This window comes from Flavobacterium sp. MMS24-S5 (genome assembly GCF_050320125.1).
In the GTDB taxonomy this organism is placed as follows: domain Bacteria; phylum Bacteroidota; class Bacteroidia; order Flavobacteriales; family Flavobacteriaceae; genus Flavobacterium; species Flavobacterium tyrosinilyticum.
In genome coordinates this window covers 2806171-2818647 of the sequence record NZ_CP190016.1, presented here as the reverse complement: position 1 = coordinate 2818647, position 12477 = coordinate 2806171, and the positions used below count along the sequence as shown (strand labels likewise).

The window sequence follows — 12477 nt, the reverse complement described above, 5'->3', positions numbered from 1 at the left end:
CGCAATAACACCTCATGAAATCACAGCAAGAATTACTTAGTTCGACCAACTTTTGTGTTATTGTACCTACGTACAATAATCAAAAAACGCTGAAAAAAGTATTGGATTCTATTTTAGATTTCACCACAAATGTCATTATTGTCAATGACGGCTCAACTGATTCTACGAGCGAAATTCTAAAATCATATTTACAGCTTACTCAAATTCACCATCATAAAAATTTAGGAAAAGGACGAGCGCTCAGAAACGGATTTAGAAAAGCATTGGAATTAAATTTTGAATATGCCATAACAATCGATTCTGACGGACAGCATTTTGCAGCAGATATTCCTGTTTTCTTGGAAGCAATTCAAGATGAGCCAAACGCTCTCTTGATTGGAAGTCGCAATATGACTCAGGAAAATGTTCCGAAGAAAAGCAGTTTTGGCAACAAGTTTTCTAATTTTTGGTTCAAGTTTGAAACTGGAATTAAACTAGACGACACACAATCTGGCTTTAGATTGTATCCGCTTCGATTACTGCCAAAACGTTTTTATACCAATAAATTTGAGTTTGAAATCGAAGTTATCGTGCGAGCTGCTTGGAAAGGAATTGTGGTAAAAAATATTCCGATTCAGGTTTTATACAATCCTGCAGAAAGAGTTTCACATTTTCGTCCGTTTCAAGATTTTACCCGAATCAGTATTTTGAATACGGTTTTGGTTACCAATGCTTTGCTATATATAAAACCGAGAGATTTTTTTAGAAGAGCTAAAAAAAAAGGTTTTAAAAAATTCTTCCTAGAAGATATTTTAGAAAGCAACGATTCCAATTTTAAAAAATCTGCAGCAATTGCTCTTGGTATTTTTATCGGACTTTCGCCTTTTTGGGGATTTCAAACCATTCTGCTTTTTACTTTTGCCGCTTTGTTCAGACTCAACAAAGTCATTGCCTATCTTACTTCAAATGTAAGTTTCCCGCCTTTTATTCCGTTTATTGTTTATGCTTCACTTCAGGTTGGAAGTGTTTTTGTATCCAGCGACGCGCCGTTGGTTTTAGATAGTTCAATCACGCTCGACGATATTCAAAAAAATGCTACGCAATATATCGTAGGAAGTCTTATTTTAGCAACCGTTTCAGCACTATCAGTTGGTCTCATAAGTTATTTGCTTTTAACGGCTTTTAGTTCTAAAAACAAACCGAATATTTAAGTTAAGTTTGCCACAGATTAAAAGGATTAAAATGATTTTTACATCTAGTTTGTCAGGCTGACCGAAGTCGAAGCCCACGTCCAATTGGAACGCCCTTCGACTTCGCTCAGGGTGACAAACTAAAGCTAATCTTTTTATCTATGGCAAAAAAATAAAATTACCATGCATCAATACTTCTACGCCATTCATTTATTTGTAAACCGAAGAAAATCTCTTTCGGTTCTATTGGCTGTTCTGATGCTTTTGGTTTTTGGATTTTTTGCTTCAAGACTAAAGTTTGAAGAAGATATAACCAAACTTATCCCAACCAACGACAAAACCGATGTTACTGCCAAAGTCTTAAAACAATTAAATTTTGCGGATAAAACAACCGTAATTTTTAGCTTGGATAAAAATGGTTCTGCCGAGGATTTGAAAGAAATGGCAACTGTATTTTCAGACAGCGTTTCTAAATCCTGCAAACCATACATAACCGGAATTCAAGGAAAAATTGACGAAGAAAACATTCAGGAAACTATAGATTTTGTTTACAATAATCTGCCGCTTTTTCTAGATGATAACGATTATGCTGCTATAGAGAAGAAATTGAAGAAAGACAGTATTGCAGCAACCGTTCAAGGAAATTACAAATCGATTATTTCTCCGTCTGGCTTTATTACCAAAGATTTTATTCTGCAAGATCCGTTTGGGATTTCTTTTATCGCTTTAAAAAAATTACAGCAATTAAATATTGGCGACGATTTTACGCTGGAAAATGGTTTTGTAATGACGAAGGATAAAAAGAAATTGTTGCTTTTTATCACATCCAATATTCCGTCGAGCGAAACAGAAAAGAATACCATTTTTGCTGAAAAATTGAAATCGATTCAGGAAAATCTAAATACCCAATTTAAAGGAAAAACTTCGATCAGTTATTTTGGTTCTGCTTTAATAGCGGTTGCCAATGCCAATCAGATTAAAGGAGATATTATTTTAACGACATCAATTGCGATGTTTACTTTAATGCTGATTCTGATTTTATTTTATAGAAAAGTCTTAATTCCGCTGATTATATTTTTGCCAACCGTTTTTGGCGGTTTATTTGCTGTGGCGTTTTTATATTTCGCTAGAGAACAAATCTCAGCAATTTCATTAGGAATTGGTTCTATTTTATTGGGAATCACGATTGATTATTCTATTCATATTCTTACGCATTACAAACATAATAGCGATGTAAAAACGTTGTACAAAGACATTACAATGCCAGTCATCATGAGCAGTTCTACAACTGCGGTTGCTTTTTTATGTCTGCTTTTTGTAAAATCGGATGCCTTAAACGATCTCGGAATTTTCGCTGCTGTTATCGTTATGGCTTCGGCTATTTTCTCTCTTTTGATTATTCCTCATTTATATAAACCAAAAGAAAATCCGGCAGATCATAAAAAGAATGTGATTGATAAAATGGCTCATTTTTCTTTTCACAACAATAAAATCTTAATCGGGCTTTGTGTTATCATTACCATTATCTGCTGTTTTACTTATAATGATGTAGGTTTCAATAACGATTTATCGCAGCTGAATTTTATTCCGAAAGAAATTAAAGCTGCCGAAAAACAGTTGGAGGAAAGCACGAGTTTAACTTCCAAAACGATTTATGTTGCTTCGTACGGAAAAACAATAGAAGAAGCTTTACAGCATAATAGTCAGCTTTTTGATGATTTATCTGCAGCAAAAAATCAAGATAAAATTCTAAATTTCAGTTCAGTTGGTGGAATTGTGCTCTCGCAAAAGGAACAAATCAAAAAAATTGAAAAATGGAATTCGTTTTGGACTTCGCAGAAAAAACAATTTATAAAATCTGAATTAATTTCAGAAAGCGCTAAACTTGGTTTTAAACCTTCAACTTATAATTTATTTTTTGATCATTTAGATTTTGATTTCAAACCGATTTCTGCCAAAGATTATCTTCAAATAAAAGCACTTCAACTACAAGAATTCATAACCGAAAAAAATGGTTTTTATACTATTTCAACTTTAGTAAAAGTTGCTCCAGAACAGCGAGATGCTTTTGTAAAATCGGCTTCCGCAAAGGCAAACGTGATTGCAATCGATCGTCAGCAGATGAACGAAACGTTTTTCAGCACTTTAAAAACCGATTTTAATTCGTTAGTAAATTATTCTTTTGTAGCGGTAATTTTAATTCTATTTTTCTTTTTCCGAAGAATCGAATTAGTAATCGTAAGCTGTATTCCAATCGCTTTAACCGGAATTGTAACCGCAGGAATTATGGGCATTTTTGGCATTCAGATGAATATTTTCAGTATGATTGTCTGCACCTTAATTTTTGGTCACGGAGTCGATTTTAGTATTTTCATGACCAGCGCCTTGCAAAAAGAATACACCAATGGAGTCAACGAAATTGCAATTTACAGAACCTCTATCATCTTGGCTGTAATCACGACAATTTTAGGAATTGGTGCGATGATTTTTGCTAAACATCCTGCGCTTACTTCAATCTCATTAGTTTCATTAATTGGAGTTTTTGCAGCGTTGATTATTACTTTTATTTTCTATCCGATTTTATTCAAACTGTTTTTATCGAATCGTCCTAAAAAAGGAAATCCGCCTTTTCAATTGCGAACTTTTGTCCATGGCGTAATTTCATTTGCTTATTATGGTTTGGGCGGCATTATAATGTCGGTTTTCAGTTTTACTATTATGCCGATTTTGCCTTTCAGCAAAAAATCCAAAATGAAAGCTTTCCGATATGTGATTTCAAAATTCATGAAATCGGTACTGTATTCGAATCCGTTTATTCGTAAAAAAGTTGTTAATAATTTCAATGAAACTTTTGAGAAACCAGCCGTAATTATTGCAAATCATTCTTCATTTCTAGACATTTTAGCAATCGGAATGCTGAGTCCAAAAATCATTTTCTTGGTGAGCGACTGGGTTTACAACTCTCCAATTTTTGGTGGTGTTGTTAGAAAAGCAGGTTTTTATCCCGTTTCTGAAGGTCTTGAAGGCGGTGTTGAACATTTGCGAAAAAAAATAGAACAAGGCTATTCGTTAATGGTTTTCCCAGAAGGAACACGTTCCGAAAGCAATGTGATTAAACGATTCCACAAAGGTGCTTTTTTCCTTGCCGAAGAATTTAAACTCGATATTATTCCGGTTGTTATTCATGGTGCTTCAGAACTAATTCCAAAAGGGGATTTTGTTATTCACCACGGAAAATTAACGGTTACAATTCTAGAAAGAATTGCTCCAGATGATCTTTCGTTTGGAAATAATTATGCCGAAAGAACCAAACAAATCAGTTCGTTCTTTAAAGCAGAATATCGCAAAATTAGACAAGAACTTGAAGGCCCAGATTATTTCAAAACAATGTTAATCAACAGTTATGATTACAAAGAAATTGAAATTGGGCAAAGCGTAAAAAAGGATTTGAAACAGAATCTCGAAACGTATTTCAGCTTAAATAAATACGTTCAGCCAAAAGCAAAAATCCTTCATTTAGGAAACGATTATGGGCAATTGGATGTTTTATTGGCTTTACAAGAACCACAGCGAAAAATATTTTCTTTTATAAATGATGAAGAAAAATTGCTGGTTGCCAAAACGAATTATTTAGTTAAAAAGAGAAAAATAACATATCTCGACAAATTAGAATCGCCATCTGAAAATCATTATGATGTACTTCTAATTTCTGACGAAAGCTATCACGATGAAATCGAAAAACAGATTCTAAACGTTTCTTTTATAATTTTAGTCAATTGTTCTCGTTTAAAAAGTCAGTTTGAGAATTTTGAAATTGTTTCTGAAGAAAATGCTTTACTAGTTTTAAAGAAAAAAGGATGAAAAAACAATACGATGTAGTTATAATTGGCAGCGGTTTAGGCGGATTAGTTTCTGCTGTTATTCTGGCAAAAGAAGGCTACAGCGTTTGTGTACTCGAAAAAAACAATCAATATGGCGGAAATCTTCAGACTTTCGTTAGAGATAAAACCATTTTTGATACAGGAATTCATTATATCGGAGGTTTAGGCGAAGGTCAGAATCTTCATCAGTATTTCAAATATGTCGGAATAATGGATCATTTGAATCTAAAAAAACTGGACGAAAATGGTTTTGATATTATTTCTTTTGATGATGATAAAACCGAATATCCGCATGCGCAAGGTTTCGAAAATTTCATTCAGCAACTGACAAAATACTTTCCTGAAGAAAGAGAAAATCTCGAACAATACTGCCAGAAAATAAAAGCAGTCTGCAAAACATTTCCGCTTTACAATCTAGAATCGCAAGGAAAATATGATGATGAAATTTTAGCGCTTAACGCGAAAGAAACTATAGATTCTTTTACTGAAAATGAAAAACTGAAAGCGGTTTTAGCTGGATCCAATTTTCTTTATGCCGGAATTCCTGACAAATCGCCTTTTTACGTTCATGCGCTTGTAGTCAATTCGTATATCGAAAGTTCATGGCGATGTGTAAATGGCGGAAGTCAAATTACTAAACAATTGCTAAAACAATTAAAAAAATATAGCGGAGAGTTTTTCAAACATAAAGAAGTCACCAAAATTGAAGTCGAAAACCAAAAGGTAAATTCGGTACAAATGAAAGACGGGACCGAGGTTTCTGGAACCTATTTTATTTCGAACATCGAACCAAAAACGACTTTGAAAATGGCGGGTCAGGAAAACTTTAGAAAACCGTTTTTCAATAGAATTCAAAATCTGGAAAACGTACTTTCTGCTTTCAGTTTGTATATCGTTTTTAAACCTAAAACTTTTAAATATATCAATCATAATTATTACCATTTTAAAAGTGCTAATGATGTCTGGACCGCTTATGATTATGACGAAAATTCGTGGCCAAAAACTTTTATGGCTTCTATGAATCCGTCGAAAAAAGACGAAGAATGGGCAGATGGAATGACGTTTTTGACTTATATGAAATATGATGATGTTAAAACTTGGGAAAACACTTTCAATACCACTTTTGAAGAAAATGATCGAGGAGAAAGTTATGAGGAATTCAAAACTAAAAAAGCGGCTAAATTTTTAGAAGAAATCGAGAAAAAGTTTCCTGGGATAAAAGATTGCATCAAATCAGCGCATACTTCAACACCACTTTCCTATCGTGATTATATTGGCGGAGACGGCGGAAATATGTACGGATATGTTAAAGATTCAAATAATCCGATGAAAACTATGATTCCGACTAAAACTAAGGTAGAAAATCTTTATCTTACAGGCCAAAGTATTAACATGCATGGTGTCTTGGGTGTTACGGTTGGAGCGGTCATAACTTGCTCTGAAATTGTAGGAAAAGAATATCTGCTGGAAAAAATTAAAAAAGCATCTGAATAATTGCATCATGAAAAGCCGAATTTTTTATTTCTTCCTTATCGGTTTTTTAAGCTTGATGACTTCCTGCGGTACTTCAAAATCAAAAAAACATATACCAGATATCACTGCTTTTAATTCGACAAAACCTATTGTCGAAAAAATATCAGACAGTATTTTTCTCTCTGGAAAAAATTCACTTTTAAAAAACAAACAAGGTCTTTGGGAATTATATGTAGAAGGTGATCCCCTAGAAATTGGACTTTCGACTGGCGCATTGACTGATTCTCTTTTGCACAAACAACAGCGTATTTTTTTCTCAAAAATAACCGATTTAATTCCGTCAAAATTCCAGCAGAAAATGCTTCGTCAGTTTTTAAAATGGTATAATCGAAAATTATACTTGAATGTTCCTGACGAATATCAAACCGAAATTTATGGCGTTTCGCAATATACTTCGAATGACTTTGATAATATCGCACCGCAATATCAGCGCAGTTTGTACTTACATGCCGCTCATGATATTGGACACGCGTTACAAGATTTGGCATTAGTGGGCTGTTCTTCTTTTGCAGCTTGGAACGAAAAATCGGAAGATGGAAATTTAATTCTGGCTCGAAATTTTGATTTTTATGTGAATGACGCTTTCGCGGAAAATAAAATCGCGGCCTTTATCAAACCAAAAGAAGGATATCCGTTTATGATGGTAACTTGGCCCGGAATGATCGGAGCCGTTTCTGGAATGAATTACAAAGGATTGACTGTAACGATAAATGCTTCTAAATCTAAAATTCCGTTGAGTGCCAAAACTCCGATTTCGATCTTGACCCGAGAAATTTTGCAACATGCGAAAAATCTGGACGAAGCCATTGCCATTGCAAAAAAAAGAAAAGTCTTTGTTTCTGAATCCATTATGGTTGGAAGCGCTAGTGATAACAAAGCCATTTTAATTGAAGTTTCTCCAAATAAAATGGACGTTTATGATGTTCCAAACAGCGATCAATTAATTTGTTCGAATCATTTTCAAGGTGAAGCTTTCAAAGAAGATAAACGAAATCTGGAACAAATTGCCAACAGCCATTCAGAATACCGTTATGAAAGAATGCAGGAATTGCTGTCTGAAAATCCGAAAGTAAATCCTGAAATTGCTTCAGAAATTCTTCGAGACAAAAATGGCTTAAAAAATATTTCTTTGGGATATGGAAATGAAAAAGCACTCAATCAGTTACTGGCGCATCACGGAATTATCTTTAAACCAAAAGAAAAATTAGTTTGGGTTTCGGCAAATCCGTTTCAATTGGGCGAATTTGTTTGTTATGATTTAAATTCCATTTTTGCTGAAAATAGAAATGCAGCAAAATCTTTTCAAAAAGAAAATCTGAATATTGCCAAAGATCCTTTTCTTAAAACGACCGCTTTTCAGAATTTTAAAAAATTTAAAATTGAAGATCATAAAATAGATTCCATTTTAGAAAGGAAAAAAAACGTTTCTTCTGAGTTTCTTCAGAATTATCAAGCATTAAACCCTAATTATTGGGTTGTATATTATAAGGCAGGATTGTACTTTTACCAAAAAAAGGAATTTCTTCAGGCAAAGCTTAATTTTGAAAAAGCATTAAGTCATGAAATCACTACAGTTCCTCAAAAAGAAGAGATTGAAAAATATTTAAAAAAAGTCAAAAGAAAATTACAATGATTCCAGCAATAGAAAAAGATTCTTTAGAAGAGATTAAAATTTTTCAAGAAAAAAAATTAGCCGAACTTTTAGTTTATATCAGTGAGAATTCTCCTTTTTATAAAAGACTTTTTGCAGGACAGAATATTGATATTTCGAAAGTAAAAACGCTGGAAGATTTACAACATTTACCTGTTACAACCAAAGAAGATTTACAGCAATACAATGATGATTTTTTGTGTGTTCCGCAACATAAAATTATAGATTACGCTTCGACTTCGGGAACTTTAGGCGATCCCGTTACTTTTGGTCTAACCGATTCTGACTTAGATCGATTGGCTTATAATGAAGCGATTTCATTTGCCTGCGCTGGAATTGCAGAAGGCGATGTGGTACAGTTAATGACCACAATCGATAGAAAATTTATGGCTGGTTTGGCTTATTTCCTAGGACTTCGAAAACTGAAAGTGGGCGTAATTCGTGTTGGCGCTGGAATTCCAGAAATGCAGTGGGATTCTATTTTAAAATACAATCCGTCTTATTTGATTACAGTTCCTTCTTTCCTTTTAAAATTAATCGAATATGCTGAAATGCACGGAATCGATTATAACAATTCGAGCATAAAAGGTGCCATCTGTATCGGGGAATCTTTGAGAGAACAAGATTTCTCCATGAATATTTTATCTAAAAAAATTACTGACAAATGGAATATTAAGTTGTTTTCTACTTATGCTTCTACCGAAATGAGCACCGCTTTTACAGAATGTGAACACGGAAAAGGCGGACATCATCACCCAGAATTGATCATTGTTGAAGTTTTAGACGAAAATAATCAGCCAGTAAAAAACGGGGAAACGGGCGAACTAACCTTCACTACTTTAGGAATTGAAGCGATGCCTTTACTGCGTTTTAAAACGGGAGACATGGTTCAGTTTCACGACGAATCTTGCGCTTGCGGAAGAAATACTTTACGTGTTGGTTCAGTTGTTGGCCGCAAAAAACAAATGATTAAATATAAAGGCACAACTCTTTATCCACCAGCAATGAACGATGTTCTAAGCAGTTTTGATAATATTGAAAATCATTTGATTGAAATTTCAACTAACGATTTAGGCACAGATGAAATCTTGATTAAAATTGCGGTAAAAAATCAAACCCCAGAATTTTTACAAGAAATAAAAGATCACTTTAGAGCCAAATTGAGAGTGACTCCAAAAATAGAATTTGCTTCAAAAGAAGTTTTAAATCCGTTGGTTTTTAATCCAATGAGCCGAAAACCAATTCGATTTTTTGATTATAGAAAAACTTCTGTTTAAGAGATAAAAAAAAGCCTAGTTTATTCAAACTAGGCTTTTTCTTTTTATTTAATAAGCTTCTTCTAACACACCAGTCGATTGAACTACTTGTGGTGCAGTTGAAAATGACTGGCCGTTGGCATCAACCACTCTTACGTATAAATTATAATAAGTAGATTTAATTGATGTTTTTGTCAATAAATATAACTCTGAACCTGTTCCAATTTGCAAGTAAAATGAATCTGGATCTTGTTGACGTTTAATCCACCAATAATAAGAATAAGGAGCGGTTCCTCCTGAAGCTGTTGCAGACCAAGATCCCATTGATGTTTTTGTTACATAAGTTGAACCTGTAAAACTTGCAGTGGGAATAGGTTCCGGAGTTCCTGTTAAATTAATTGTAACTTTTTTTGTTGCCTCTTTTTCAAATGAAACGCCATTAATTTTACCTCTTTGATGTTTTGCTTTTAATGTAAATGTATATGCCTTACTTGGAGCTTCACCTTTAAATTCAAAACTGCAACTAAATCCATTTCCAATCATTCGCAAATATTTATAATCAGCTGGGTCTGCATCCCAAGCATATTGAACATCTAAAATGCTTGTTGCATTATGTATTGCAGAAATTGTAAATGGCACTTTTCTAGTTGGGTTGGTTTCGTAAGGATTTAAAGCTAGGTTTAAAGCATAGGTTCTATAATAGTGTGTACCTGCTAAATAAACATCATTGATACAGTTTTGAAATACTTCATTAGCTCCTTGTTTAGAATATACAATGTTATCGCCTTCTACAATAATTGCAGAATGGTCGACTCCAATAAAATTACGATTTTTATAATCCGTTAAATTATTCCAATAAATAACTTTTGTGGCGTTGCTGCTGCTATCTTCTACAAATATTCCATTTTGAATAAACCTAGTATAAACATCTCCTGGCAAATCTATTTTTTCTTTTGTTTCTAGATATTTTTCACTTAAAACAAATGAAAGTCCATGACAGTTATATAAATTATCTTCTGGTTCAACTTTCACTTTAGCAAAAGAACAGTTTTCTTGTGTTGATGTTTTTCTTGTACTTGCGATATTTGATACTGTGGCTGTTTCTGCAAGATTTTCATTTTTTAAAATATTTTCCTCAGAACAAGAAACAAATGTCAAAACAATGAATGACATTATCAGAAATTTTAATTTTTTCATGGGATTAATGTGGTATTTTGGGTTAATAACATAATCATCAAATATATAAATTTAAGATAAATCCTATTTTATTAAATTATTTTTTGTGAACCAATACTTACAATATAAACTTTGAACCTTTGTCTCTCTGAACCTTTGAACCTCAATTTGGTACAAATTGAACTAAATGTTGTAATTTTGCAAAAAATTACGAAGATGGTCAAGATTGGCAACATAGAATTACCCGAATTTCCTTTATTACTAGCTCCGATGGAAGATGTTAGTGATCCGCCGTTTCGCAGGTTATGCAAAACGCATGGAGCGGACATGATGTACTCTGAATTTATTTCGTCGGAAGGATTAATTCGTGACGCTATAAAAAGCCGCATGAAACTGGATATTTTTGATTACGAACGTCCTGTTGGAATACAGATTTTTGGTGGTGATGAAGAAGCAATGGAAATGTCGTCTAAAATTGTTTCTACTGTGAAACCAGATTTAGTGGATATCAATTTTGGATGTCCGGTAAAAAAAGTTGTTTGTCGTGGTGCTGGAGCAGGAGTTTTAAAAGATGTTGATTTGATGGTGCGTTTAACGAAAGCGGTTATCAAAGGAACTGATTTACCAGTTACAGTAAAAACGCGTTTAGGCTGGGATGATAGCTCGATTAATATTGATGAAGTTGCAGAAAGGCTTCAGGATATTGGTGTTCAAGCTTTAACAATCCACGCAAGAACTCGTGCTCAAATGTATAAAGGTCATTCTGACTGGTCGCATATTGCACGAGTAAAAAACAACCCAAGAATTACAATGCCAATTTTCGGAAACGGTGATATCGACAGTCCGGAAAAAGCATTAAAATATAAAAACGAATACGGAATTGACGGAATCATGATTGGCCGTGCAGCAATTGGTTATCCGTGGATTTTTAACGAAATCAAGCACTATTTCAAAACTGGCGAGCACTTGCCTGCTCCAACGGTTATTGATCGTGTTGAAGCTGCAAGAAACCACTTAAAATGGTCTATGGAGTGGAAAGGCGAGCGTTTAGGAATTGTAGAAATGCGTCGTCATTATACAAACTATTTCAAAGGAATTCATTCCTTCAAAGAATTCAAACAAAAATTAGTTACCACTGATGCTCCTGAAGATTTATTCTCTATTATGAAAGAGATTGAAGAGGTTTATGCTGGATATGAATTTGTTTAAAATAATCTTTGATAAAGAACTATAAAAAGAAAGACCTTCAAAAATTTGAAGGTCTTTCTTTTTAATCATCATAATGGAATCGACATTGTAAAATCACACATTTTTGATCAACACTTTTCGTTCCAGAAACTTTGTAAACCAGCCGATGCTCTCCTGTAATTCGACGAGACCAAAAACTTTTTAAATCATGTCTTAAAGGTTCCGGTTTTCCAATTCCTTTAAAAGGATTCTCCCGAATAGATTTTATTAATTCTTTTATTTTTATCGCGGTATCTGTATCGTTTTCTAACCAATATTCAAACTCTTCCCAACCATTTTTAGTAAAACAAATATCCATACAATCTAAATTTCATCTGGGTTAAAGTCCACAAGTTTTCCTTTTTCCATTTGTTCTATAGATTCTGAAAGTCTTTTTCTATTTGCTTTAGTTGATAACAAATGTTGTGTTTCTAATATTGAATTGTATTCCTTCATAGAAATTATTACAACCGCATCTTCTTCCGAATTTCTCGGAACAACAATTATTTCTGATGATTCTGAAACTTCATCAAAATAATTTTTAATATTCTTTCTTAATGCTGATATCGTAATTGCTTTCATAA

General features: G+C 33.5%; 9 protein-coding genes. 6 read left to right on the top strand and 3 right to left on the bottom strand.

Annotated elements, in window-relative coordinates:
* Positions 1–14 precede the first annotated feature (14 nt).
* The 5 genes from ACPWTF_RS13015 (at position 15) to ACPWTF_RS12995 (ending at position 9511) form a co-directional block, all read left to right on the top strand.
* Positions 15–1190 (top strand): DUF2062 domain-containing protein, encoded by a 1176-nt coding sequence (locus ACPWTF_RS13015; protein ID WP_427871443.1) that lies wholly within the window; start codon positions 15–17, stop codon positions 1188–1190.
* 162 nt (positions 1191–1352) lie between these two features.
* A complete protein-coding gene (locus ACPWTF_RS13010) occupies positions 1353–5030 on the top strand; it encodes a 1-acyl-sn-glycerol-3-phosphate acyltransferase (RefSeq protein ID WP_427871442.1) in 3678 nt (1225 codons plus the stop codon).
* The gene (locus ACPWTF_RS13005; protein ID WP_427871441.1) at positions 5027–6544 is read left to right on the top strand and encodes a phytoene desaturase family protein; all 1518 of its coding nucleotides are present in this window, start codon (positions 5027–5029) and stop codon (positions 6542–6544) included. Before ACPWTF_RS13010 ends, ACPWTF_RS13005 begins: the two co-directional genes overlap by 4 nt.
* A 7-nt stretch (positions 6545–6551) precedes the next feature.
* Positions 6552–8216: a C45 family autoproteolytic acyltransferase/hydolase gene (locus ACPWTF_RS13000; RefSeq protein WP_427871440.1), complete on the top strand. Its 1665-nt coding sequence runs from the start codon at positions 6552–6554 to the stop codon at positions 8214–8216.
* Positions 8213–9511, top strand: a complete 1299-nt coding sequence (locus tag ACPWTF_RS12995; RefSeq protein WP_427871439.1) for a phenylacetate--CoA ligase family protein — start codon at positions 8213–8215, stop codon at positions 9509–9511. The genes ACPWTF_RS13000 and ACPWTF_RS12995 overlap by 4 nt, the downstream gene beginning before the upstream one ends.
* Positions 9512–9559: 48 nt before the next feature.
* Here the strand turns inward: ACPWTF_RS12995 and ACPWTF_RS12990 are convergent, their stop codons facing one another.
* Positions 9560–10663, bottom strand: a complete 1104-nt coding sequence (locus ACPWTF_RS12990; protein ID WP_427871438.1) for a hypothetical protein — start codon at positions 10661–10663, stop codon at positions 9560–9562.
* Between the two features lie 219 nt (positions 10664–10882).
* Between ACPWTF_RS12990 and dusB the strand changes: the two genes are divergently transcribed.
* Positions 10883–11875, top strand: a complete 993-nt coding sequence (gene dusB / locus ACPWTF_RS12985) for a tRNA dihydrouridine synthase DusB (RefSeq protein ID WP_427871437.1) — start codon at positions 10883–10885, stop codon at positions 11873–11875.
* Between the two features lie 61 nt (positions 11876–11936).
* Here the strand turns inward: dusB and ACPWTF_RS12980 are convergent, their stop codons facing one another.
* Complete coding sequence (locus ACPWTF_RS12980) at positions 11937–12212, bottom strand: Txe/YoeB family addiction module toxin (RefSeq protein ID WP_109191262.1); 276 nt, start codon at positions 12210–12212, stop codon at positions 11937–11939.
* Between the two features lie 5 nt (positions 12213–12217).
* On the bottom strand, positions 12218–12475 hold the full coding sequence (locus ACPWTF_RS12975) for a type II toxin-antitoxin system Phd/YefM family antitoxin (protein WP_427871436.1): 258 nt from the start codon (positions 12473–12475) through the stop codon (positions 12218–12220).
* Positions 12476–12477: the final 2 nt, after the last annotated feature.

Coding starts and splice junctions, on each gene's coding strand:
- dusB (WP_427871437.1), top strand. CDS start 10,883: ATGGTCAAGATTGGCAACATAGAATTACCCGAATTTCCTTTATTACTA.
- ACPWTF_RS13000 (WP_427871440.1), top strand. CDS start 6,552: ATGAAAAGCCGAATTTTTTATTTCTTCCTTATCGGTTTTTTAAGCTTG.
- ACPWTF_RS12980 (WP_109191262.1), bottom strand. CDS start 12,212: ATGGATATTTGTTTTACTAAAAATGGTTGGGAAGAGTTTGAATATTGG.
- ACPWTF_RS13005 (WP_427871441.1), top strand. CDS start 5,027: ATGAAAAAACAATACGATGTAGTTATAATTGGCAGCGGTTTAGGCGGA.
- ACPWTF_RS13015 (WP_427871443.1), top strand. CDS start 15: ATGAAATCACAGCAAGAATTACTTAGTTCGACCAACTTTTGTGTTATT.
- ACPWTF_RS13010 (WP_427871442.1), top strand. CDS start 1,353: ATGCATCAATACTTCTACGCCATTCATTTATTTGTAAACCGAAGAAAA.
- ACPWTF_RS12995 (WP_427871439.1), top strand. CDS start 8,213: ATGATTCCAGCAATAGAAAAAGATTCTTTAGAAGAGATTAAAATTTTT.
- ACPWTF_RS12990 (WP_427871438.1), bottom strand. CDS start 10,663: ATGTCATTCATTGTTTTGACATTTGTTTCTTGTTCTGAGGAAAATATT.
- ACPWTF_RS12975 (WP_427871436.1), bottom strand. CDS start 12,475: ATGAAAGCAATTACGATATCAGCATTAAGAAAGAATATTAAAAATTAT.